The organism is Rhodococcus sp. KBW08 (assembly GCF_003852455.1).
GTDB classification, from domain to species: Bacteria; Actinomycetota; Actinomycetes; order Mycobacteriales; family Mycobacteriaceae; genus Rhodococcus_F; species Rhodococcus_F baikonurensis.
On the sequence record NZ_QAJJ01000004.1, the window covers coordinates 102,130 to 123,950 of the forward strand.

Consider the following 21,821-nt stretch of genomic DNA (forward strand, 5'->3'; position numbering starts at 1 on the left):
GCCAGGAGGCGCGCGGTGTTGTACTTCGGGGAGTTTGTCAGCGATATGCGACGCTGATGTTGCGAAATGACGCCTGGGCGTTGTCACCGGAATAGTTGCGCGCCAATGTGAAGTAACCCCCGAACGCTGTGCGAGGCGCGCTGACCGTTGTCGGCTCCGGCTCCTGTCCTGAATCACACTCTGCAGTAACGGAATCTGGTTCCACGATGATCCGTAGCGTCAGCCATTGACCGACGACTGGTTTGTTCCCGGCCACGGACGACTGCAAAATGGAGAGTGCGTTGCCCTCCGGAATGCTGCGCAATTCCAGGTCACCGGTGGACCGCAGGACGACGAGCTGACCTTGGGTGGTTCCGGGCGAGACCGCGCCGAGTCGATAGGCGGAATCGTCGTCGCGTCCGATGACGACTGCCAGATGATCGGAGGCGAGCGGAGGCGCCGCGCCGAACTGCGCTTCGACGTTGATGACGTACGGGGCAGCGCGCACCGGGCACATCGATCCCATGGATATGGATTGGGGTGATGCGCCGCTTGCCAACAGAATCGAACCGTTCGGTCCCCATTCAGGTGCCGCAGGCGATGAATTGTTACCCGCCAGGTCGCCTGGTGCGATCCGCCCGGTGGAAAAGGTGTCGTGCGGACTAGGTTCGGAGGGCCTGGCCACATAACTCCACGAAGAGGACATGAACCCTCGGACCCCAGCCTCAGCAAGGTAGGGGAGTTGGGAGCGGCGGTTTACCGACCATGCGATTACCGGTTTGCCTGTCGCCACGGCGCCCTGGATCGAAGTTTGTTGCCGCGCGTTCTCCCTGCGGACGCCTGCGAAGATTCCGATTGCGTCTGATCCGTCTGCGGCCTCGTCGATTTCGGCACCGGTTGCATGTGAGCTGAAATAGGTGCATATGGTCAGCCCTGCTTTGCGCGAAGCGGACTCGCCTTCTCTGGCAGTGAACGGTTGTGTGAAGACGGTGGTGCCGCCCAGCTGTTTCGCGGTGACAGCGCCGATCACGTCGATGGTGGCTTCCGGGTCCTTGGATTCGACAAACAGAACAGCCCGCTTGCCGAGTCTTTCGAGCACCTCTGAGAATGTGGGAATCGGGTGCATCCCCCAGTCCGGACCTACCCAGCGGGTGAGATCGACGGGATGATTGCTCAGTTCGTCGTGAGTGACGTCCGCAATTGCGATGTTCTGACCGCTTGTTCTGCTCAACGTCGGGTCCTCATGGCAGACGAGGATTCCGTCTCTGGTGCGGTGGACGGCGACGCTGATTGCCTCGGCGCCGCGGTCGGCGATTCGCGAATATGCGGCCAGCGTGTGCTCTGGTGCCTCGTCGCTTGCCCCCCGTTGAGCGATGAAATACTTTCCGCGGGACAGGAATTGGTGGGCCGGCGATTGGGCCGAGATGCTGGAAATACTGCAGGCACTCATCGCCGATCCGCCCGCAAGGCCCAATCCGAGAAGTGTCGCAGCGCGGAACACGCTGCGCCTGGACAGCTCGGTATGCGCGACCACCTCGGCCGCCATCAGCGAGCGACGGCGATGACGTTCTGGGAATCGCTGTGGCCCACTTCGAATACGGCGGTGTCGATCCCGTCCTCCGGTATCTGGAACACGTAGACACCCTGTTGGTGGTCGCCAGGAGGAAGCAGTCCGCTGACCAGCGTAGCTGTGGCGTTCGCGCCGGGTGCCGCCGGCAGTCGGTCGCCGTAGTAGGCGTTGACGGTCAGACTGTCCAGCGAAATGTCCGTGGTGGACTTGTTCACGAAGTCGAGCGTCACGCTCAAGCCGCTGCCCGCGATCTCACCTGGACCGTTGGCAGTGAGTTCGAGCGGTTCGGTAGTCACCGCGGTGACCTCGAGACCGTTGGCCAGTGGGCTCGGGTGGTCGACCGGCACTGGTGGCAGCGTGGAGATGTCCTCGGCGCGGTCGTCGGTGATACCCGGCGGCGGTGGCGTGCCCACGGTGACGCCTGGCGGCGTGACGCTGTCACCGTTCGACGTATCGGAAGCTGGGCTGGAACACCCCGTCAGCGCAGCTATCACCAGCAGTGCTGACACTCCGACCATTCGAGGCGCCGAGGCGGACTTGTGAATCACATGTGCTGTTCTCATCGATTGCTGCCCGCTTCGTGCTGTTTTCTGTGATTCATGCGCTACCGAGTCCCGGTTTGTCGCGATTTGACGGACTTTTCCAGAGCTGCGCGCAGCAGGGTGCTGGAGGTGTCGAGCGTGTAGGGAAAATAGACCACCTCGACGCCGACTGCGGCAAATTCCTGCTCCAGCGCAAGGCCTTTCGGTGTTCCGCGCCAGTCGTCCCCCTTGAAGATCGCATCGAATCCCACGTCGCGCCAGGTGTCGATCTTGTGTGGCTTGGTTTCGGCGACAGCCTCGTCGACGCAGTTGATGCTCGCGACGATCGCGATCCGCTCGGCTAGCGGAATCACCGGGTCACGACCTTTGGCCAGGCGTGCCATCTCATCGGATACAACTCCTGCAATCAGGTAGTCGCATTGGCTCGCTGCGTGGCTGAGGATGTTGAGGTGCCCGATATGGAACATGTCGTAGACGCCGGGTGCATAACCGATTCGACGTGTCATGGCTGCCTTCTTGCGTGAAGTTTGCTGTGGGTGCCAGCTAGCCGCTTTTTCATGTATGTCCGGTTTCGGTGGTTGTGATCACTGGTTGATTGCTGAATTGAGTATGCTTGGTCTGTCTAACAGGTTGGACGTCAAGATTCTCGATGTATGCTAGAGAATAGCGTCAGTGCAGCCCGTGCGGGCAATTTGACCGCAACATTATTGCGGTCCGGGGGATGGCCGATTCCAGTGGAGGCTGAGTGTTTGCGCGACGGATAGCTGTCGTCGGTACGGGGTATGTGGGGCTGACGACGGGTGCGTGCTTGGCGTCACTCGGACATCATGTGATCTGCGCCGATGTCGACGAGGAGAAGATTCGGCGGTTGCAGGATGGGAGGGTGGACATCCTCGAGCCCGGCCTGTCGGAGCTGGTGGCGGAAGGCCTTGCTGCCGGGCGTCTGGCATTCACCGTCGGCGCAGCAGTCGCAGTCGAACAGCATGCGGAAGGCGTCGAGGTTGTATTCCTCTGTGTGCCAACGCCGATGGGCGTCGGCGGCGTTGCGGATCTGCGAGCTGTGGAGGCGGTACTGGACGAAATCCGCGATACGCTTCCGGCCGGTTGTGTGATCGTGAACAAATCCACCGTCCCAGTCGGCACTGCCGCGCGAACTGCGGAGCTGCTGGGTCGATCCGATGTCGCGGTCACCAGTAATCCAGAGTTCCTGCGAGAAGGCACCGCGGTTCGCGACTTTCTCAACCCTGATCGAATCGTTGTGGGTGGGGAGGCACAGGACGCGGCAGAACGCGTCGCGGCGCTTTACTCCAGGCTCGGCGCGCCGACTGTGCTCACCGATTCTGCCAGTGCCGAACTGGTGAAGTACGCGGCCAACGGATTTCTGGCGATGAAGTTGTCGTACGTCAACGCGGTGGCTGAACTGTGCGAGCGACTCGGTGCAGACATTCTGGATGTGACCGAAGGTATGAGCTACGACCGTAGGATCGGTCGTGAGTTTCTCAATCCTGGCCCAGGGTGGGGTGGATCGTGTCTGCCGAAGGACACCCAAGCGTTGCTCCAGGTGGCAGATGCTGCTGATTTCGAGTTCCGTCTCATGCGGGCGTCGATCGATACCAATACCCGTCAACGTCAGCGGATGGTGGACAAGATTCGTTTGGCTGTGACGGGCAATCGAAACGGCTCACTCACTCGCGCGCGCGTGGCACTGCTCGGTTTGACCTTCAAAGCCGGCACGAATGATATTCGTGATTCTCCAGCCTTGATGATCGCGGCTCTATTGCGGCAGGCGGGCGCAGAGTTGGTCGGGTTCGATCCCGCCCTCCCCACAGCGAAATCGTATCCGGAATTGGAGGGTATCGAACTGGTCGCCGACGCGTATGCCGCAGTCGCACAAGCCGACGCCGCCGTGGTGCTGACCGAGTGGCCGGAGTTCCGCACGCTCGATTGGCCGCGGATCGCCGCAGCGATGGGCACTCCTCGAGTGATCGACACCCGAAATCTGCTCGACCGAGACGTCCTGTCACGAGCGGGCCTTACATGGACCGGAGTGGGCCGACGCCAACCTTCGGACGTCACTGCTCTGGCGGCGCAGTAGAACTGTCGAAGGTGCTCGTCGCGAGCATGCCGCCGCGGCAGTATTCGCAGTTATGACAGGATTGGCACGTGAATTCTGCAGTACAGCCTCAGTCTGATACGTATCCTTCGAAGCGTCCCGAGTCGATCTTCACGATAGGGACCAGGCTCGAGGACCGACTCGGACGAACCGGCACCATCCACACACCGCACGGCGATATCGCGACGCCGTCGTTCGTGGCCGTCGGAACCAAGGCCACGGTCAAGGCTGTGCTGCCCGAGTCCATGAAGGAACTCGGTGCGCAATCGTTGCTCGCCAACGCGTACCACCTGTACCTGCAGCCGGGACCCGACATCGTCGACGAGGCCGGCGGGCTGGGCAAGTTCATGAACTGGGACGGGCCCACCTTCACCGACAGTGGCGGCTTCCAGGTCATGTCGCTGGGCGTCGGGTTCAAGAAGGTGCTCGCGATGGAGGCCGTCGGCGTGCAGTCCGACGACGTCATCGCGAAGGGCAAAGAGCGCCTCGCGACGGTCGACGACGAGGGTGTGACGTTCAAATCGCACCTCGACGGCAGCAAGCATCGCTTCACCCCCGAGGTGTCGATGCAGATTCAGCATCAGCTCGGCGCCGACATCATGTTCGCGTTCGACGAGCTCACCACGTTGCTCAACACCCGCGGCTATCAGGAGCGATCGGTCGAGCGCACGCAGGCGTGGGCGATTCGCTGCATCAACGAGCACGAGAAGCTCACCGCTGAACGCGCCGACAAGCCCTACCAGGCGCTTTTCGGTGTCATCCAAGGTGCGCAGTACGAGGATCTGCGTCGTCAGGCCTGCCGTGGCCTCGAATCGATCGAAGGCGAGAACGGATACGGCTTCGACGGTTACGGCATCGGCGGTGCCTTGGAGAAGCAGAACCTCGGAACGATCGTGCGCTGGTGCAACGAGGAACTACCCGAGAACAAGCCACGTCACATGCTCGGTATCAGTGAACCGGACGACTTCTTCGTCGCAATCGAGAACGGTGCGGACACTTTCGACTGCGTCAATCCGTCCCGTGTTGCTCGCAATGCAGCGATCTACGTCCGCTCCGGCCGGTTCAACATCAACACCAGCCGTTTCCGTCGTGACTTCACACCTATCGACGACGAGTGCGACTGCTACACCTGCGCCAACTACACCCGCGCGTACATCCACCATCTGTTCAAGGCGAAAGAGATGCTCGCGTCGACACTCTGCACCATCCACAACGAGCGATTCACCGTGAAGCTGGTCGACGACATCCGAGCCAGCATCGAAGGCGGCTACTTCCACGACTTCAAGGCGGACATGCTCGGAAAGTTCTACGCGGCGAAGACGCCTGCACCTCAGGCGTAGGTCGGTTCGCGCTTCTTCACGTAAGCGATGACGCGGTAGGTGATCGGCATGACCAGCACCTCGACAAGCGTCTTCCACAGGAAGCCGACCAGCACGTAGTTGATGAAGTCTTCCCAGGTGCTGATGCCGATGACACCGGCCGCGATGGAACAGAAGATGAGGGTGTCGGCGAATTCGCCGACGACGGTCGAGCCGATCAGGCGCGCCCACAGGTGCTTCTCCTGCATACGCTTCTTCATCATCACCAGGACCAGTGAGTTCAACAGCTGGCCGACGAGGTAGGCGGCCAAGCCTGCGACCAGTAGCCGAGGAATGACGCCGACCACGGTCTCGAGGGCAGCCTGGTTCTCGTAGAACTCCGCTGACGGGAGTTGCACTGCAATCCAGAAGCACGCAGCGGCGAGAATCAGTGCGCCGAAGCCCAGGTAGATCGCGCGTCGGGTCGCCTTGAAGCCGTAGACCTCGCTGAGCACGTCACCGAGGACGTAGGCGAGCGGGAACAAGAAGAATCCACCATCGGTAATGATGGGCAGAATCTGTAAGGGACCGAGCGAGAAGTCGGAATCCGCAAAGAAGGCGACCCCCTTGGTCGCCGCCACATTCGAGATCAGCAGCGTTGCGGTGAAGAGCGCGACGATTGTCGGGTAATAACCCCGGCTGACGTGCGCAAATTTGGTTTCGTGGGTCGATTCGTCTTGCTGATCCTGAGCTGTCACGTCCGTCATCCAAGCACCACAAGGCGCTCGGATGCGAGTTGGCGACCGTCCAGTTGCGCAGAACACACCGAAGGCCCTGCGGTTTCACGTGGAACCGCAGGGCCTTCGAAGTATGTAGACGAACTGATCAGGCAGCTACCGGACCGCCGGTCAGTACGCGATATGCGTAGGTACTGGCGATCAGCGCGACGGGCGCCGTCACCAGTAGTCCGATTCCACACAGCAGTGCACCGACGATGTTGATACCGATCAGAGCGAGCGCCAGCAGGATCAAGGTTCCGACGTTCGACGAGGTCAACGCATAGCTCGACTTGATGCCGGAAATCGCATCCTGGTTCTTGTCCACGATGAAGGTCAGCGTGTAGTAGAGCAGGAACGCCGCGATGATGCCGGGAATTATGCAGAGAGCCAAACCGACGTAGGTAGCTACGGCTACAAGGAAACCGCCGAGGACAACCGCACCGATGTTGGTGAATTGGAAAAAGGTGCCGAAGGCCGGCTTGATTCCGTCCAATTCGCTCAATGCTCCACGAAGGAATGCGGCTTGGATGATGTAGCCGACGACTGCAGTGACCAATCCGCCAACGATCGACAGCGCGTTGAACTCGGTGTTGGTGTAGTCGAAGCCGTTGAACGCGCCCTGGATCAGTCCGGCGATCACAAACGCGATGAGCGAGATCCCGATCCAGACGAGCGCATTGTCTTTGAATTTGTTCCAGCCGTACGTAATTGCTGCACCCACGGAAAGCTGGGGGCCGCCAAAACCTGCGCCGTAGTCATTCGGAGGCGGAGGCGGGAAGTTGCCACCACCGGGAGGAGGCGGGTACCCGCCGGGCGGCGGATAGTTTCCGCCGGGAGGGGGATAGTTTCCGCCCTGGGGTGGCGGTGGGTATCCACCGGGAGGCGGGTAATTGCCACCTTGAGGAGGAGACGGGTAGCTACCGCCCTGTGGAGGCCCGGCCGGAGGGGGATAGCTCCCTGGAGGGGGTGCTCCCTGCTGGCCGTACGGATCCTGGGGTGGGAATTGCTTCCCATCCTCTGGGTTCTGGTTGGGGTCGTGCCCACCGGTTGTCATATTCCTACCTAGCCCTTGACTACCTGAGTTCCACCAGCGAGCTCGTCATGCTTGCCCTGCTTGGTGGGGCTGTTGTTGATGGTGACTGCGATGACGATGTACGCAACCAGCGCGAGGATTCCGCCGATGATCGGAATGATCGAGAGCAAAGTGAAAGCGTTGCGAATCGCAGACTGCTGGACTGAGGGGCGAGGTGCGCCGCCCGGACCGTGTACTGAAAGGCCCAGAATCATCTTTCCCAAAGTCCGACCCTGCGTCACTTCCATTGCAATGAAGTACGCGAAGGTCAGAATTCCCGAGAACAGCCCCGAGACCAGAATCAAGCTGTCGGAGTCACTGACCAACAGAGCCAGAATCGCGGCGATGATGCCGACGATGATGCCGTCGATGATGCGGGCACCGAGTCGAATCCACAGATCGCCCGGCTGAGCGCCCGAAGGCAGCCGGTTTCCTCCGCCGTACGCACCTTGGTCGTTGAACTGCGGAGGAGGCGGGAAGTTTCCGCCCTGGGGCGGCGGCGGGTATCCACCGGGCGGCGGGTAGTTGCCACCCTGCGGAGGCGGGAAGTTTCCGCCCTGCGGGGGCGGGTAGCTTCCGCCCTGCGGGGGGCCGGCGGGAGGTGGGTAACTTCCGGGAGGAGGTGTTCCCTGCTGGCCATATGGATCCTGGGGTGGGAATTGCTTCCCGCCTTCTGGATTCTGGTTGGGGTCGTACCCGCCGGTTGTCATGTGTTCCCCTCAGTCGTAAATATCGCGCTCGAGTGTGACAGTGGATATGACCCTACTGGGATCAAAGAGCGATGTGGATGACATCTGCTCACTTGGATTCGGAGGTCACCTGTGGTTTAGGCTGCGTTGTATGACGAGTTCCGGGGGCAACAACGACGATTCTTCGAGCGATTACCAGGCAAAACCTGGATACGGAGAATTTCCGAGCCTGCCTTCTGAGGGGTACGGCGTGTCCCCGTCCGAAACGCAGTCTTCACCTGAAATTCCCGGATATACCACTCCCAACGAGCAGTACCCGGGTTACCCACCGCCGTCGTACAACCCCACCGGCAATACGCCTGAGCCGGGTGGAATTGGTGAACCAAACCCATATCTGCCACCACAGACCTTCAGTCCACCTAATCAATACCCGGCCAATCAATATCAGCAACCCGGACAATATGGACAGGCTCAGTACGGTCAGCCGCCGAACCCGTACGGTCAACCGAATCAATTCGCGGGAGGGTACGCACCGCCGATGCGGCCGGTCGGTACCAATGGTCTGGCAATTGCATCGCTGGTTGTATCGCTTGCAGGCGGTTGCTTTTACAGTCTCGGCGGAATCGTCGGGATCATTCTGGGAATTGTCGCGCTCAACCAGATCAAGCAGACAGGTCAAGAGGGACGCGGTCTCGCGATTGCCGGAATTGCGGTCGGAGCGACTTTCTTGGCGATCTTTGCCGTGATTCTTGTGGTCGCACTCATAGCGAGTGCATCGTCGCCGTACTGAAGTGGCGCCGTACTGAAGTGTGCAGCGCTCACACGGGCGTGACGATGGATGACGCGGGGAGCGGCTTCCCGAAGTAATAGCCCTGGCCCATATCGCAGCCGGCTCTCGAGACGTTGGCTGCGTGTTCGGCGGTTTCGACGCCCTCGGCTATCGAATCAAGCCCGAGCCTGCTGGCGATGTCGGCGATGGACTCCATGACCATGAAGGCGCGATCTCCAGCACGACCCGCTGCGCTGACGGCCCACGTCAACGATTGGTCGATCTTGAGAATGTCGAGCGGCAATTCCGACAACGCGGAGAACGACGCGAAGCCCGCCCCGAAATCATCGAGGGCAATTCGAATTCCTTCGTTGTGCAGGATGTGAAGAGTGTCCGCGGCATGCCTACCTACGACGCCGAGTTCGGTGACTTCGACGATGATTCTGCTCAGTGGCGTTTCTGAACTGTCGAGTGCTCCGAGGATCTCGTGAGCGGCGTGCGGCGTCGCGAGTTGGCGAGGCGAAAAGTTGACCGCAACCATCATGTGCTCAGGCCACGACGCTGTTTGGGCGCAAATCATATCCAGAGCTTGTAATCCGATGGGAATGATGAGTCCGGAAGATTCGGCGGAGCGCATGAAATCTTGAGGCTCGATCAACCCTCGGAGTGGATGGCGCCACCGCAGAAGTGCTTCGTAGCTGATAATTGCTGACGAGTTCAGATTGACCTGGGGTTGATACAACACCTCGAATTGATGGTCGTCGAGTGCCTCGCGAAGCTCGCGGACCATGCGTATTCCTTTTCGTCCTGAGTCGCCCGTGCCGCACGTGCGTGTCAGCGTGGATGCTGCAAGTGGGTACTGCGGTCGGATTCCAGGTTCAGATCCGGGGCGTGGTTTTGCAGGGACCACTCGCCCTCAATTGCCTTCGCCAGTCTCGACCGTACTTCACTATTTGGAAATTGCCAACGAATAGCTATTGCGGACCGCTTTGTCATATCGGACAATCGAGCTTTTGTCCCGACAAGGCGCTGATTGATACTTCACTTACTTTGCCGGGAAAATCCACGGGGTCCGGGGGATCTTGCGAGAGTCGAATCGATCCGCCAATAGCGGAGGCGTGACAACTTCGTCGGGTTCGGCGAGACCGATGCTCGACGCGATCATCGTCAGAACCTGTTCGGCACTGCGTCCGGCTTCGAGTTGATCTGCCAGGGTCACTGCGCCGTCGCGCTTCGCGAGTCGTTTGCCTTCACTGTTCAACGCGAGAGGAACGTGAGCGTACGACGGTGGTTCGATGTCGAGCAGTTGGGCAAGGTACGCCTGACGCGGCGCCGAGGTCAGGAGGTCGTCGCCGCGGACCACTTGATCGATGTTCTGGGCGCCGTCGTCGACGACTACCGCGAGGTTGTAGGCGGGTACTCCGTCTCCGCGGAGCAGGACGACGTCGTCGACTTGCCTCGTCACCTCGCCGAACAGTTCGTCGTGCACGGTAAATGAATCGATATCTGCCCGAAGTCTCAGAGCCGGGGATCGGCCGCTTGCCGACCTGTCGGTGCGTTCGGCCTCCGACAGGTTTCGGCACGTGCCAGGGTAGGCGCCATCGGGAACATGGGGAGCGGACGGCGCCTGCAGGATCTCTTTGCGTGTGCAGAAGCAAGGGTAGGTCAGGTCGCGCTCGCGCAACCGGTCGATAGCCTTGTGGTACAAGGGAAGACGGTGTGACTGTAGGACGACCGGGCCGTCCCACGTAAGGCCGAGCCTGCGCAGATCGTCGAGTTGTCGTTCCATCGCGCCGGGGCGGACACGGTCGAGATCCTCTACGCGAATGAGGAAATCGCGCCCGCTGGTGCGGGCGAACAGCCAGGCCAAAAGGGCGGTACGGAGGTTTCCCAGATGGAGATCGCCGGACGGACTCGGCGCGAAGCGCCCTGCTCCTGCCACGTCAGCTGGCGAGAACGACGGAGGTGGGCAGATTCTCGGCGTCGTGCAGGGTGAGGCGGATCTGGGTTTCCAAAGCGTGATCGAGGTACTGCGGTGGATACATGGCGGGGCTTCCGAGTGCGTCGAGTGCCAAACCGTTGACGGTTGAAAGTAGAAGTGCCGCTCTGGTTTCCGCTTCCGGAGTGCCGATTCCGATCAAGACGGTGGAGATGCCGGTGCGGATCGTGAACAGAGTTGTCCGGCGGATCTCGGAGAGTGACTCACTGGTTGCGGCGCGCACGGCAAAGGCGGCGAGCACATGTGCCTCGCGCGTACGTTGCTCGTCGAGGGGCAGCAGTTGCGAGAGCGCTTGGAACAGGGAGGCATGTGGGTCCGCGTCGGCGGACGACTCGGCCAGTCTCGTCAACAATCGATCGACGAGGGTTCGCAGTGCGAACGCGAACATCTCGTCCTTGGTCGAGAAGTGATGTTGCACTGCGCCGATCGAGACGCCCGCCCGTTTTGCGACCTCGCGAACGCTGGCATTTTCCAGTCCGGATTCCGCGGCGACGTCGAACAATGCCGCCGCAAGCAGGTCTGGACTCGTGGAGGATTTTCGGCGTTCCGGCATACCGCGACATTACCTGTGTATGGAAGTAATGCCCACGTCAGGGGTGCTTTTTCAGGCCTTCCGGCCCAGGAAGGCAAGGAGTTTCGTTGCTTTGTCAGCGTTGTCCGGAACCGGAATTTCGGGGCCACACACACCGCTCATGCGGATCGACTCGCCGAGGCCCGCTGCGATCTCCGAGACCCACTCCACGTCCGTGTCGCGCATCGTCGTATCGGTGCCCGTTGCGGCTGCGAGGTCCCAACCGTGGATGACCAGATCGAAGCACAGGAAGCCCTCGACCGTGGCCCCGAGGTTGGTCCGGCCGAAGTGCCCGTCGTACTCGAGGGTGGACTTCGACGGATCGTCGAGAATGGCCTGCATCGAATCGCGGACGGCCGCCCAGGCTGCTGACGGGTCGTCGTCGACCGACGGACCGGGTGCCAGTTCCAGGCCGACTACCTTGACCATGTCTCGTTCGCTGTCGAGTACGTGTCTCACGACGTCGCGAGCGGTCCAGCCTTCGCAGGGGGAATTGTCGTCCCATCGATCGGCGGGTACGGCGTCGATCCGCGCCGTGAATCCGGCGGCAAGATCCCGATAACGCTGGGCGGGGGAGATCTCTGTTGAAGTCATGACGTCAATCCTTCTCCACAGCGGCGCGTCGTGATTGATTATTTCGGACATTCACTCGATCTCCGGGGCCTCCGCCCAGATGTCCATCGGTACGACACCGGCGCTCTTACCTTCGTCATCGAGAAGGCGGCCCACTCTTTTCATCGATCGCAGCACCACCGATCTGTTCAGCACCACCAGACCCGGCGCCTCTTGGGCAAGTTGTACCTCGGTAATGGGGGTTTCACGCAGGGAATGAGCGGCGATCGCGAGCAGTGTGTTGGCGCGGCCGCCGGATATACGCATACACACCCGTGTCCCCGGCACTCGTTCCACCAGCGCACGAATCGTCGACCGGTCCGTGGGATCGACATATCCCCACACCCAGGTGACGAGGGGCCAACCGGACAGCGGTAGCGAGACGTCGCAGCGGAACACGATTTGGTTGCGTGAGGTGAGTTCGGCAAGTCGCCGCCTGACCGTACTTTCGCTGAGTCCGGTGCCGACGGTGAGCTCGGCAATCGAGGATCGACCGTCCTCGCCCAGTTTCAATATCAATTGGCGATCGACGGCGTCGAACGTCTTCCCGTGATGGCGCTGATCCGTCGGCGCATATTTGTAACGCACAGGCCGGTCTGTCATGACCGTTCGCTGAGTGGCATCGAGTACCTGCAATTTCCAGTCGTCTCCGATCGCGAAGACCTCGGTGACGAGGTGTGCACGCGAACTGACGATTCCGGGTACCGACGCGAGCGACCGAAGCAGGAAGCGCGACAGGAAGGCCATGTCTCTGACCTCGACGAGAAGAGTCAAGTCGCCTGGGCCGCTTGTGTGTTCGACGCTCAGAACGTGCGGCCAGCGGGCAAGTCGTTCCGCGATCGTCAAGGCGTACGAAGTCGTGCAGTCGACTTCGACGAAAGCCAGACACGATTCCGGACGGCCGTGGCCGGTTGCCCGCGCGGAGACCCAGGCGGTGCCGGAGTCCTGTAGCCGCTGCCAGCGGCGTGCGACGGTGACCGGGTCGACTTTGAGTGCGTCACCTACCGTGCGCCACGACGCTCGCGGGTCGAGCTGCAGGCAATTGATCAGGGCCAGGTCTATGTCGTCGAGTACGGCGGAATCCTGCGTTTCTTCGATCATCGTGCAAGTATCGTGCATCTTCACTGTGTCTGGGATCACTTCATTCATGCTCGAAGGCAGAACGCGGTGGCGAGAGTCACCGCGTTCCTGCTGGGAGAGGAGAACCCTGATGCCGTCCACCACGTTGTCCACCGTTCCGACCGAGAGAACCCTCGATTGGGTGCAGCGCCTCATCGAGATAGATACGACAAGTTCCGCGAGCAATCGACCGTTGATCGATCTTCTCGCTGCAGAACTGCGTCGCCACGGGGTCGAGCCGATACTTGTTCCCGACGACGAGGGGACGAAGCTCAATCTGTTGGCCACGTTCACCCCTCCTGACGGAAGTACTGCCGGTGGTGTGATGTTTTCCGGCCACACAGACGTTGTGCCGGTCGACGATCAGGATTGGAGTAGCGACCCTTTCACTCCTGACATTCGCGACGGAAGTCTGTACGGGCGCGGCACGTGCGACATGAAGTCGTTCATCGGGATCGTCGTCGCGGCGATCCCCGACATCGTTGCTCGGCCGCTGGCTAAGCCGATTCACTTTGCCTTCTCCTACGACGAAGAAGTCGGCTGCATCGGTGCAGCCGGGTTGGTCGAAGAGGTTGTTGCCCGGAACCTGCGCCCCGACGTGTGCGTCGTCGGAGAGCCGTCGGAGATGCGCGTCATTCGCGCACACAAGTCGATGAATGTCATACGTGTTGATCTGCATGGTGTTTCGGCGCACTCGTCGCTCACTCCGCAAGGAGTCAATGCAATCGAATACGGTGCCGAGTTGATTCGATTCGTCAGAAACAGTGCCGACGAACTCCGGGCGTCCGGCCCGTACGACGACGCATTCGACGTGGCCTGGACGACGTGTTCGGTCAATCTCGTGTCCGGCGGAATAGCAGTGAACACAGTGCCCGAGGATTGCTCCATCACTTTCGAGTTCAGGAGCATCAGCACAGCCGGCGCCGCAGATCTGCTCGAACGCTTTGCCGCCGAGACGAATCGGATCGAGAACCTGATGCAGGAAGAAAACCCGTCGGCCTCCGTGACGATGCACGTCTCGGCCTCGGTTCCTCCTTTGGAGACGGATGCGAATGCTTCGGCGGCCGCACTGGTCGAACAATGGGGTGGCCTGCCCTCGGACGAAAAGGTCGCGTACGCCACCGAGGCCGGGATGTTCGCGAGCATCGATATCCCCACTGTCGTGTGCGGGCCGGGAAGTATCGCCCAAGCGCATGCACCCGACGAGTACGTGACACTTGACCAGTTGGCACAGTGCGAGCAGTTCGTTCGGAGCGTCATCGCTCACGCCCGCGCCTGATCCACCCTCACCCCTAAGGAAAACCATGTCCACGGCAACTACGCCAACCTCCGGAACTGTCACCCCGGAACGCCTGGCCGCTGCTCGCAAGGCGGTGATCAGCAGCTCACTCGGCGCTGCGCTCGAATGGTTCGACGTCATCGTCTACGCGTCATTCGCAGTGGTCATCGCCCATAACTTCTTTCCCGGCGGCGACAACACACTCGGCCTGATACTGACGTTCGCGACGTTCGCGATCTCGTACGTCATCCGCCCGCTCGGCGGGATGGTTCTCGGCAGCTACGCAGATCGTCGCGGGCGCAAGAATGCCCTGACGTTGACGATGATGCTCATGATGATCGGCACCCTCATCATGGCTGTGGCGCCGACGACCTCGATGATCGGGCCGTGGGCCGGCGTCGTCATCCTGGTTTCGCGACTCATTCAAGGGTTCTCTGCCGGCGGCGAATTCGGCACTGCCACAACCTTCCTCGTGGAAACAGCGCCCCACAAGAAGGCGTTCTATTCTTCCTGGCAGGTCGCCAGTCAGGGCGCCTCGGTTTTCCTGGCATCGTTGTTCGGATACATGCTCAACACCCATCTTTCGCATGAAGCGCTCTACTCGTGGGGCTGGCGCGTTCCGTTCTTCTTCGGCATCATCGTCGGGCCGGTCGGCCTCTACATCCGTGCCAAGCTCGATGAAACGGACGATTTCAAGACGAGCGTTCCGGAGAAGGCTCCGCTGAAGACGACGCTGACCAGGCATCTCGGCCGGGTGCTGACCGGTGCCGCAGTAGTGGGCGTCGCGACTATCTCGATCTACCTCATCTTGTACATGCCGACGTTTGCCGTGAAGAACCTCGGAGTTTCCGCCTCTGCCGGCTATCTCGGCGGCATCGTCGCCGGACTGGTCACCTTGATCACCGTGCCGCTGATCGGGCATCTTGCAGACCGGGTCGGACCTGCGAGAGTTATGACCTGGGCCTCCGTTGCGGCAATCGTCTTGGCCTGGCCGCTCTTCAAATTGATGGTCGATCACCCGTCGACTCTGACGCTCGTCCTGGTTGTTTCGGTCCTGGGTGTCATCATGGCGTTTGCCTTCGGTCCCTTGCCCGCCCTGATGAGTTCGCTGTTCCCGGCGGAGATCCGGGCTACCGGAATGTCTTTGTCGTACAACCTCGGCGTGACCTTGCTCGGCGGAATCGCGCCGTTGGTCTTGACCTGGTTGATCAGTACAACAGGCTCGCTCGACGCTCCGAGCTACTACTACATGACCGTCGCAGTGCTCTCCCTCGGCGGGCTGTGGTCTGCCAGGACGCTTTTCAGTCAGAAGTGACGGCGGGGGAGCGCGGAAGCGATTACGCGACGGCGTCTCCCTCTGCCAGCGCGACGACGGTATCCGACCCGTGCCAGTCGGGGGCTTGAGTTCGGAGTAGAGCTGCCGGGGTCAGTGAAGAGATTCGGCGGCATTCACGAGTCAAGTGGGCCTGATCGCTGAATCCGCAGTGTGCTGCGGATTCAGCGAGTCCCAGCGCGGGTCGACTGCGAGCGAGCGCCATGAAGCGCTGGAGGCGCAGGATCGAGCGCAGCGTTGCCGGGCCGTATCCGAAGGCGTCGTTGCATCGACGTTGGAGTTGGCGCGAAGTCAGTGCCGCCGCGTCGGCGAGAGAGCTGACATTCCACGAATGTTCGGACAGTGCGGTGCGAACGTGGTTGATCACCGGATCGTGCCGGAAACTCGAACTTGCCCAACTCCGGACAGCGCTCTCGAGAATGGCGACCTGTTCGTGGTCTTCGGAATTCTCCAAGCGGTTCAACAGTATTCGTTCGGTGCGTGCGTCGGTTACATCGCTGAGATCGGCGCGAGAATCCCGAAGCTCGGACGCCGAGGTTCGCAACATGGGCGATGCCGATCCCGGGCGGAATCGAACACCCACGGAGCGTGTTCCGGGCGGAAGAGTAAATGACCACGCAGCGGTTTCGGGGCCACAGACGCGTATGCCGACGCCACGTATCCACAGCACGTCCATGCAGGCATCGGGCACGAGGAGGTGTTCACCTTCTGCACACGCCGTCCAGCCGCACACCAAAATGTCGGAGAGATCCGAAGCGACCGATTGTGGTGTGTACCAACCCATGAGAACAGCCTATCGAGGGGCTCCGACACGAAGGCGATTTCAGTCGACCGGGCCGAAGCGGTATCCGAACCCCCGGATGGTTTTGATGTATTTCGGTTTCGCGGGATTGGATTCGAGTTTGGATCGCAGGCTGAGAATGGTCGCGTCGACCACACGCGTCTTTTCGTGGTCGGAACCCCAGACGTTTCGGATCAGGTGATCACGCGAGTACACGCGCCCAGGCTCGGTCGACAGTTCCAGGAGTACCCGCCATTCGGTCCGGCTGAGAACCAGCAGCTTTCCACCCATCGTCGCCGTCATCGCACGTCGATCGAGGAGCAGGTCACCGTGACGTTGGTGCTTGCCGGGGGCGGGATGTGCGGTTTCACGAAGGATCGCGGTGACCCGAAGATCGAGCGCGTGAGAATCGATCGGGTTCAGTACAAAGTCCGAAACAGCGCCATGTGGTGCTTCGTCGATGTCCTCGTGGGTGTCCACCAACATCATGATCGGCATCGAACTGCGCAAGCGGATCTGTCGTGCAATCTCGTAGCCGTCGATGTCCGGCAACAAGAGATCGATCACGGCGATATCGAAACTGTCGGTGTCGAGGTCGTCCAGTAGGCGGCGCCCGGTGCGGACGAGCAGTGTTTGATGACCGAAATGTACTAATTCGGTCCCGAGTGTCCGGGCAAGCTCCGAACGGTCGGTAGCTGCAAGTATCAAGCTCACGTGAAATCCTCCCCCCGAAGGTGTTACTAGTCGTAACAGCGTGCATTGTGGCAGATCATCTATCGCATGGCCACAAGAAGGTGGGTGATCGAAAGTTACGGGAATCGGGGGCGTTCGTCGCTAGACTTCTTTCATGGGCACTCTGTTCGCGTTGACGCTGCCAGGCTTGCTCGTGCTGCTGGTCCTGTTTGCATTCGCGGAGACTCTCTGGAACCGGCTCACCGGTGGTCGGGCACTGCCGTGGACTCGGGGACGCACGACTCGTCCTGTCTCGGCAGCAGGCTTCGAGGAGGTTGCTGCCCTGTTTCAGGGCTCCAAGCATCATGAATTCGAGCAACGGCAGAGTGCATTGATGCATCGTGAGGACGGAACCGACGGTGATCCGCCGTGGGTGTCGATCGATCCGGAAGCCAACAAGGTCGTTCTTCGTCGACGGAGTTGACAGTCGGCGGAGTTGACCGTCGCCAGGCTCAGGCCCAGTGGCCGGGGCGGGTAAGCGAATCGGGAAGCGTGGTAGCCGAATCGCCGATCGCCGCGTTGATCTGGAATTGAGTGAGAAAGATACTGCCGCGGAGTTTTGCGCCGCGAATGTCGGTGCCGCGTAAGTCTGCACCGATCAGATCGGCCCGATCGAGATCGCAGCCGCGCAGGTCTGCCCCGATCAGATAACTGCCGCGAAAGTTGGCCCCACGCAGGTCGGAACCACGGAATCTGGCGCCGATGAGGTCTGCGCCTCGGTGGTCGAGTTTGCGCCCCTTCTTGCCCGAGACCTGTGAGCGCACAAGGTCACTCGTCTGCAAGAGCAGTGTGTTCACTGCCGCCCGGTGTGCCGAGACGTCGACGGCTCGAATTTGCGAAGGCGTGCCGTTGGTCAGGCTTTCCGTCTCTGCCAGTGCCGCGTCGAGTTCCTTCCGAATCGAGTGGGTCTGCTTCAGGGAGCGGGCTTCGGTGAGATACCAGAGCAGTTCGTGCAACTGGCGTACGACAGGGAAGGTTTCGAACATGTCTGACGCGGTCTCCGGGGCATCTCGCCAACTGATGCCGTCGTAGGTATGCTGTGAAACCTTCTGTCCCGCACCGAAACATTCGTACACTGTGCAACCGGTGAAGCCCTTCTTTCGCAATCCGGTGTGAATGCCGCAACGGAAATCCTGCTGCAGGTTCTTGCAGGGGTCACCTGTATTCTTGTTGGTCGCGAAGTCGGAGGACTTGGAAAAGGGGAGTGCGACACAGCACAGGCCGAAGCAATTGCTGCAATCCGCGAGCAGATTGGTCTGGCCGGCAATCACGCGCACTCCTGATTGTTGGGGTGGACGGAAAGTGTGTCTTCGGGTTCGTGAGTCTGTCAAACGAAATTGCGTGGTTCTGAAGCAGTCGATGCGCTGCTAGGCTGCTTTTTCGCATGTCGATTCGAAGCCGGGGGGCTTGGGTGGGGAACGAAATACTGCAAGCAGATGCCGAGTTGTTACGGGCCTTGTCCGAGGCCGTGCGAGACCAAAGCGCCGTGATTGCCGGCATCGAGATGTCCGGAATCCTTGCTGACGCGGCAGCTGCGAGGCCCGGTTCGGCTAGCGGCTCGGCCGCCGTGCGGGCCGGTGACCCGATTACCGCCAGATACCGCGCTACCTCGGCGATGCTGACGTCGATGGCTGACGCCGCGCAATCCAGCGCAGACAGCTATGACGCTGTCGAAGTCGCTTTCCGGAACCGACTGGTGACCTACCAGGCGCCTGTGTAGATGGCGACAATCTCTCAGGTCCGCGCGTGGAATCCAACTGCTTTCGCTACCGCCGCTACGGCTTTGGAGCGGAGGAACCGCGACTTCTCTTACGCGGTGGAAGCGGCACACCGCTCCGGCTCTTGCCGGGATGGGCCACGTGATCGCCGGACTAGGAGCGCCATGACCAACGCAACTCGACGCGGTAGAGCACTCGGCTCGGGCAGTATCGCGGTGGCAGTGCTGCTGTCGGCGTGTGCGACGACGGAGAACGGAAAAGTGATGGAAGCCGACATCAATCTGACCCGCTCACAGGCACAGGCCAAGGTGATCGAGTATCTGACCGAGACGATCGCGGTACTGCCGCCGGGTGCCTACCTGACGCGGTATTCCGAGCTGAGCAAGAAAGTCACACTCAGCCCGGGTGGCATCGTCCCGTGCAACGACAGCAATCTGTCGAAGGACACATCCGTGGACTACGGCGTGATGTATTTCCTCGAGTCTTCTGACGCTGCGAGCATTCCAAGTTTCGGCGACACGATCCGCAACCTGTGGACTGAGCGCGGCTGGAAGTTTCGAACGTACGACTCCGCTGGGGACACGACGAGCACCGAAACCATTTTGCCGGATGGATATCGGATGGTCTTCGACGAGCATCCACGCGGGGCGGGCCTGAGCGGATCGTCGCCGTGTTTCCCCCGAACTGAAGCGTCGGATCATCCGAATGCGCCCGTGCAGATCGATCAGCCATGACCGGACCCGCGTCCTCGCTTCCGGAGTTGACTGTCCTTGCCCGCCAAGTCGACATCGAGGTCGGGAAAGTTCGCGCCCGCGCAGATGCTGGAGGTGGGGCCGTCAGCGTCGAAGTCGACGCGTACGGTGCGATCACCGACCTGCAATTGACCGAGAGTTGCCTTCGGGCCGGCGCCGCTGCACTCTCCGACGCGATCACACAGTCCCACCGAACCGCTTGCGCGGCAGCAGCGGCGGCCGCGCAGGAACTTCGCGCACCTCTCCTCCGCGACTCTCGTGTCGTCAGGGCTATGGAGGCGTTCAATCAGGTGCCGGCCGCACCCGAGATCTATCTGCAGCGACGAGCTAGCCGTGCACCGGTCGACGACGACCCACCTTTCGGTGGCGGTTCGTTCATGGGGCGTGCCTGAACCCTGGCAAAAAAGAACCCCTGTGAACCGCTTCTCGGCAGTCCACAGGGGTTCTTTTGGCGGAGGATAGGGGATTTGAACCCCTGAGGGCGTTAACCCAACCCGCGTTCCAGGCGAGCGCCATAGGCCACTAGGCGAATCCTCCGTGGAGCAGCATACCCAATTGCGGGCGCGAAGCGTTAAACGGGTGCCTGAGCTGCGAAGAACCAGTGGATCGCGGGGTTCGCATCTCCACCCCGGTAGGTGGTGTGCAGCGGCCGACGAAAGCCGTCTACACTGTTCATTGGATCCCGCGCGGCGCGCATCCTGTGAACTCCCCCAGGGCCGGAAGGCAGCAAGGGTCAACGGGCTCTGCCGGGTGCGCGGGGTCCTCTATTTTTTTTCACATACCCGACCCCGCCTCGTCGGTGAAAGGCCGCTCCGGATGCCTATCCAAACCCAGATCGGGTTGATGAGCCATGAAGAACTCACCTCCGAGCATGAGAGCCAGAGCGCGAAGTACACGCAGCTCCAGGCGCAGAAGCTCGCACTCGATCTGACTCGCGGTAAGCCTTCCCCGGAACAACTCGACCTTTCCGCAGAGCTGCTGACGCTGCCCGGCGACGGTGATTTCCGTGACGGAAGCGGCACCGACTGCCGCAACTACGGCGGACTCACCGGTCTGCCGGAACTGCGCGCCATCTTCGGTGAGCTGCTGGGTATCCCCGTTGCGAACCTTCTCGCCGGGAACAACGCGAGCCTCGAGATCATGCACGACAACGTCGTGTTCTCACTGCTTCACGGCACGCCTGATTCGGCGCGGCCGTGGGCACAGGAAGAGAAGATCAAGTTCCTCTGCCCCGCACCGGGCTACGACCGCCACTTCGCGATCACCGAGTCCCTCGGTATCGAGATGATCGCGGTGCCGATGAATCACGACGGCCCCGACGTCGTGAAGATCGCTGAACTCGTCGCGTCAGATCCGCAGATCAAGGGCATGTGGGCGGTTCCGGTCTACGCGAACCCCACCGGTGCCGTGTACTCCGAAGAAATTGTCCGGACGCTCGCGTCGATGCCCACGGCTGCGCCCGATTTCCGCCTGTACTGGGACAACGCCTACGCCGTGCATCCGCTTGTCGGCGAGACTGCGCCGTCCTACGACATTCTCTCGATGGCTGCCGAGGCCGGACACCCCAACCGTCCGCTCGTGTTCGCGTCGACGTCCAAGATCACTTTTGCCGGCGCGGGTGTGAGCTTCTTCGGTGGCTCGGCGGAGAACCTTGCCTGGTACCAGAAGTTCCTGGGTAAGAAGAGCATCGGACCGGACAAGGTCAATCAGCTTCGCCACCTGCGTTTCTTCGGCAATGCCGACGGCGTTCGTGCGCACATGGAGAAGCATCGCGCGTTCCTGGCGCCCAAGTTCGAGCTCGTACTGCGAATCCTCGAGGATCGTCTCGGTGCGTCGAAGGTCGCGTCCTGGACCGAGCCGAAGGGCGGATACTTCATCAGCCTCGACGTGGTCGACGGCACGGCCAAGCGGGTCATCGAACTGGCGAAGAATGCGGGTATCGCGCTCACTGCGGCCGGTTCTGCTTTCCCGTACAGCACGGATCCGGACGACCGGAACATTCGGTTGGCCCCGAGTTTCCCGTCCACGGCTGAACTCGAAGTTGCCATGGACGGCGTGGCTACGTGTGTCCTGCTGGCTGCCACCGAATCGCGTCTCTCCGAGATCTGAGTTCT

24 protein-coding genes, 1 tRNA gene and 1 other RNA gene are annotated in these 21,821 nt (G+C 61.1%); 11 read left to right on the plus strand and 15 right to left on the minus strand.

Annotation, left to right across the window (positions count from 1 at the left end):
- Positions 1-37: 37 nt before the first annotated feature.
- From DBV08_RS04680 to DBV08_RS04690, 3 genes are read right to left on the minus strand one after another with little or no spacing between them, the layout of a single operon-like run.
- Positions 38-1,513, minus strand: coding sequence for a glycerophosphodiester phosphodiesterase (locus tag DBV08_RS04680; RefSeq protein ID WP_185564454.1), 1,476 nt, complete (start codon positions 1,511-1,513; stop codon positions 38-40).
- An 11-nt stretch (positions 1,514-1,524) separates the two neighbouring features.
- The gene (locus tag DBV08_RS04685) at positions 1,525-2,112 is read right to left on the minus strand and encodes a hypothetical protein (protein WP_124566684.1); all 588 of its coding nucleotides are present in this window, start codon (positions 2,110-2,112) and stop codon (positions 1,525-1,527) included.
- Between the two features lie 41 nt (positions 2,113-2,153).
- The gene (locus DBV08_RS04690) at positions 2,154-2,597 is read right to left on the minus strand and encodes an adenylyltransferase/cytidyltransferase family protein (protein WP_024488219.1); all 444 of its coding nucleotides are present in this window, start codon (positions 2,595-2,597) and stop codon (positions 2,154-2,156) included.
- A gap of 239 nt (positions 2,598-2,836) precedes the next feature.
- On the opposite strand from DBV08_RS04690, the gene DBV08_RS04695 reads away from it, so the two are divergent.
- Positions 2,837-4,186 (plus strand): UDP-glucose/GDP-mannose dehydrogenase family protein, encoded by a 1,350-nt coding sequence (locus tag DBV08_RS04695; protein ID WP_124566685.1) that lies wholly within the window; start codon positions 2,837-2,839, stop codon positions 4,184-4,186.
- Between the two features lie 68 nt (positions 4,187-4,254).
- A complete protein-coding gene (gene tgt, locus DBV08_RS04700) occupies positions 4,255-5,544 on the plus strand; it encodes a tRNA guanosine(34) transglycosylase Tgt (protein WP_260395313.1) in 1,290 nt (429 codons plus the stop codon).
- Here tgt and DBV08_RS04705 read toward each other — a convergent pair.
- The 3 genes from DBV08_RS04705 to DBV08_RS33225 form a co-directional block, all read right to left on the minus strand.
- Complete coding sequence (locus DBV08_RS04705; RefSeq protein WP_030535741.1) at positions 5,535-6,269, minus strand: queuosine precursor transporter; 735 nt, start codon at positions 6,267-6,269, stop codon at positions 5,535-5,537. The genes tgt and DBV08_RS04705 overlap by 10 nt on opposite strands.
- A 118-nt stretch (positions 6,270-6,387) precedes the next feature.
- Entirely contained in the window at positions 6,388-7,002 is a 615-nt protein-coding gene (locus DBV08_RS04710) for a hypothetical protein (protein ID WP_095969577.1), read from the minus strand.
- 341 nt (positions 7,003-7,343) lie between these two features.
- Entirely contained in the window at positions 7,344-8,063 is a 720-nt protein-coding gene (locus DBV08_RS33225; protein ID WP_378377144.1) for an RDD family protein, read from the minus strand.
- Between the two features lie 130 nt (positions 8,064-8,193).
- On the opposite strand from DBV08_RS33225, the gene DBV08_RS04720 reads away from it, so the two are divergent.
- The gene (locus DBV08_RS04720; protein WP_124566781.1) at positions 8,194-8,832 is read left to right on the plus strand and encodes a DUF4190 domain-containing protein; all 639 of its coding nucleotides are present in this window, start codon (positions 8,194-8,196) and stop codon (positions 8,830-8,832) included.
- Between the two features lie 28 nt (positions 8,833-8,860).
- Here DBV08_RS04720 and DBV08_RS04725 read toward each other — a convergent pair whose 3' ends face one another.
- The 5 genes from DBV08_RS04725 to DBV08_RS04745 form a co-directional block, all read right to left on the minus strand.
- On the minus strand, positions 8,861-9,601 hold the full coding sequence (locus tag DBV08_RS04725; protein WP_124566686.1) for an EAL domain-containing protein: 741 nt from the start codon (positions 9,599-9,601) through the stop codon (positions 8,861-8,863).
- A 255-nt stretch (positions 9,602-9,856) separates the two neighbouring features.
- Entirely contained in the window at positions 9,857-10,753 is an 897-nt protein-coding gene (gluQRS, locus tag DBV08_RS04730; RefSeq protein ID WP_124566687.1) for a tRNA glutamyl-Q(34) synthetase GluQRS, read from the minus strand.
- A gap of 1 nt (position 10,754) precedes the next feature.
- Complete coding sequence (locus DBV08_RS04735; protein WP_095969581.1) at positions 10,755-11,363, minus strand: TetR/AcrR family transcriptional regulator; 609 nt, start codon at positions 11,361-11,363, stop codon at positions 10,755-10,757.
- A 51-nt stretch (positions 11,364-11,414) separates the two neighbouring features.
- Entirely contained in the window at positions 11,415-11,975 is a 561-nt protein-coding gene (locus DBV08_RS04740; protein ID WP_095969694.1) for a TIGR03086 family metal-binding protein, read from the minus strand.
- 51 nt (positions 11,976-12,026) lie between these two features.
- Positions 12,027-13,094 carry an Lrp/AsnC family transcriptional regulator gene (locus DBV08_RS04745; protein WP_206029666.1) on the minus strand — a complete coding sequence of 356 codons (1,068 nt, stop codon included), beginning with the start codon at positions 13,092-13,094 and terminating at the stop codon, positions 12,027-12,029.
- 109 nt (positions 13,095-13,203) lie between these two features.
- Here DBV08_RS04745 and argE point away from each other — a divergent pair, with 109 nt between their 5' ends.
- Both argE and DBV08_RS04755 read left to right on the plus strand, forming a co-directional pair.
- A complete protein-coding gene (gene argE / locus DBV08_RS04750; RefSeq protein ID WP_124566688.1) occupies positions 13,204-14,391 on the plus strand; it encodes an acetylornithine deacetylase in 1,188 nt (395 codons plus the stop codon).
- 25 nt (positions 14,392-14,416) lie between these two features.
- Entirely contained in the window at positions 14,417-15,706 is a 1,290-nt protein-coding gene (locus DBV08_RS04755; protein ID WP_124566689.1) for an MFS transporter, read from the plus strand.
- Between the two features lie 22 nt (positions 15,707-15,728).
- Here the strand turns inward: DBV08_RS04755 and DBV08_RS04760 are convergent, their stop codons facing one another.
- Positions 15,729-16,508, minus strand: coding sequence for a helix-turn-helix domain-containing protein (locus DBV08_RS04760; protein ID WP_095969584.1), 780 nt, complete (start codon positions 16,506-16,508; stop codon positions 15,729-15,731).
- Positions 16,509-16,547: 39 nt separating this feature from the next.
- On the minus strand, positions 16,548-17,219 hold the full coding sequence (locus DBV08_RS04765; protein WP_124566690.1) for a response regulator transcription factor: 672 nt from the start codon (positions 17,217-17,219) through the stop codon (positions 16,548-16,550).
- A gap of 133 nt (positions 17,220-17,352) precedes the next feature.
- On the opposite strand from DBV08_RS04765, the gene DBV08_RS04770 reads away from it, so the two are divergent.
- The gene (locus DBV08_RS04770) at positions 17,353-17,661 is read left to right on the plus strand and encodes a DUF6191 domain-containing protein (RefSeq protein ID WP_124566691.1); all 309 of its coding nucleotides are present in this window, start codon (positions 17,353-17,355) and stop codon (positions 17,659-17,661) included.
- A gap of 28 nt (positions 17,662-17,689) precedes the next feature.
- Here DBV08_RS04770 and DBV08_RS04775 read toward each other — a convergent pair whose 3' ends face one another.
- On the minus strand, positions 17,690-18,508 hold the full coding sequence (locus DBV08_RS04775; protein WP_124566692.1) for a pentapeptide repeat-containing protein: 819 nt from the start codon (positions 18,506-18,508) through the stop codon (positions 17,690-17,692).
- A gap of 140 nt (positions 18,509-18,648) precedes the next feature.
- Here DBV08_RS04775 and DBV08_RS04780 point away from each other — a divergent pair, with 140 nt between their 5' ends.
- From DBV08_RS04780 to DBV08_RS04790, 3 genes are all read left to right on the plus strand, one after another.
- On the plus strand, positions 18,649-18,957 hold the full coding sequence (locus tag DBV08_RS04780; RefSeq protein WP_124566693.1) for a hypothetical protein: 309 nt from the start codon (positions 18,649-18,651) through the stop codon (positions 18,955-18,957).
- Between the two features lie 162 nt (positions 18,958-19,119).
- Entirely contained in the window at positions 19,120-19,689 is a 570-nt protein-coding gene (locus DBV08_RS04785; protein ID WP_124566694.1) for a hypothetical protein, read from the plus strand.
- Entirely contained in the window at positions 19,686-20,099 is a 414-nt protein-coding gene (locus DBV08_RS04790) for a YbaB/EbfC family nucleoid-associated protein (RefSeq protein WP_124566695.1), read from the plus strand. The genes DBV08_RS04785 and DBV08_RS04790 overlap by 4 nt, the downstream gene beginning before the upstream one ends.
- 57 nt (positions 20,100-20,156) lie before the next feature.
- On the opposite strand, the gene DBV08_RS04795 is transcribed toward DBV08_RS04790, so the two are convergent.
- Positions 20,157-20,244 (minus strand) — tRNA-Ser (locus DBV08_RS04795).
- A gap of 136 nt (positions 20,245-20,380) precedes the next feature.
- Between DBV08_RS04795 and ffs the strand changes: the two genes are divergently transcribed.
- Together ffs and DBV08_RS04805 are read left to right on the plus strand one after the other, a co-directional pair.
- Positions 20,381-20,480, plus strand: an RNA gene (ffs, locus tag DBV08_RS04800) — signal recognition particle sRNA small type.
- 43 nt (positions 20,481-20,523) lie between these two features.
- Positions 20,524-21,816, plus strand: a complete 1,293-nt coding sequence (locus DBV08_RS04805; RefSeq protein ID WP_095969589.1) for an aminotransferase class I/II-fold pyridoxal phosphate-dependent enzyme — start codon at positions 20,524-20,526, stop codon at positions 21,814-21,816.
- The last annotated feature ends 5 nt before the right edge of the window (positions 21,817-21,821 follow it).

What these genes read in the sequence shown, in the direction of transcription:
- DBV08_RS04685 (WP_124566684.1), bottom strand. Translation starts at nt 2,112, where the DNA reads ATGAGAACAGCACATGTGATTCACAAGTCCGCCTCGGCGCCTCGAATG.
- DBV08_RS04690 (WP_024488219.1), bottom strand. Translation starts at nt 2,597, where the DNA reads ATGACACGTCGAATCGGTTATGCACCCGGCGTCTACGACATGTTCCAT.
- DBV08_RS04705 (WP_030535741.1), bottom strand. Translation starts at nt 6,269, where the DNA reads ATGACGGACGTGACAGCTCAGGATCAGCAAGACGAATCGACCCACGAA.
- DBV08_RS33225 (WP_378377144.1), bottom strand. Translation starts at nt 8,063, where the DNA reads ATGACAACCGGCGGGTACGACCCCAACCAGAATCCAGAAGGCGGGAAG.
- DBV08_RS04720 (WP_124566781.1), top strand. Translation starts at nt 8,194, where the DNA reads ATGACGAGTTCCGGGGGCAACAACGACGATTCTTCGAGCGATTACCAG.
- DBV08_RS04725 (WP_124566686.1), bottom strand. Translation starts at nt 9,601, where the DNA reads ATGGTCCGCGAGCTTCGCGAGGCACTCGACGACCATCAATTCGAGGTG.
- DBV08_RS04735 (WP_095969581.1), bottom strand. Translation starts at nt 11,363, where the DNA reads ATGCCGGAACGCCGAAAATCCTCCACGAGTCCAGACCTGCTTGCGGCG.
- DBV08_RS04740 (WP_095969694.1), bottom strand. Translation starts at nt 11,975, where the DNA reads ATGACTTCAACAGAGATCTCCCCCGCCCAGCGTTATCGGGATCTTGCC.
- DBV08_RS04745 (WP_206029666.1), bottom strand. Translation starts at nt 13,094, where the DNA reads ATGATCGAAGAAACGCAGGATTCCGCCGTACTCGACGACATAGACCTG.
- argE (WP_124566688.1), top strand. Translation starts at nt 13,204, where the DNA reads ATGCCGTCCACCACGTTGTCCACCGTTCCGACCGAGAGAACCCTCGAT.
- DBV08_RS04755 (WP_124566689.1), top strand. Translation starts at nt 14,417, where the DNA reads ATGTCCACGGCAACTACGCCAACCTCCGGAACTGTCACCCCGGAACGC.
- DBV08_RS04760 (WP_095969584.1), bottom strand. Translation starts at nt 16,508, where the DNA reads ATGGGTTGGTACACACCACAATCGGTCGCTTCGGATCTCTCCGACATT.
- DBV08_RS04770 (WP_124566691.1), top strand. Translation starts at nt 17,353, where the DNA reads ATGGGCACTCTGTTCGCGTTGACGCTGCCAGGCTTGCTCGTGCTGCTG.
- DBV08_RS04785 (WP_124566694.1), top strand. Translation starts at nt 19,120, where the DNA reads ATGACCAACGCAACTCGACGCGGTAGAGCACTCGGCTCGGGCAGTATC.
- DBV08_RS04790 (WP_124566695.1), top strand. Translation starts at nt 19,686, where the DNA reads ATGACCGGACCCGCGTCCTCGCTTCCGGAGTTGACTGTCCTTGCCCGC.
- DBV08_RS04805 (WP_095969589.1), top strand. Translation starts at nt 20,524, where the DNA reads ATGCCTATCCAAACCCAGATCGGGTTGATGAGCCATGAAGAACTCACC.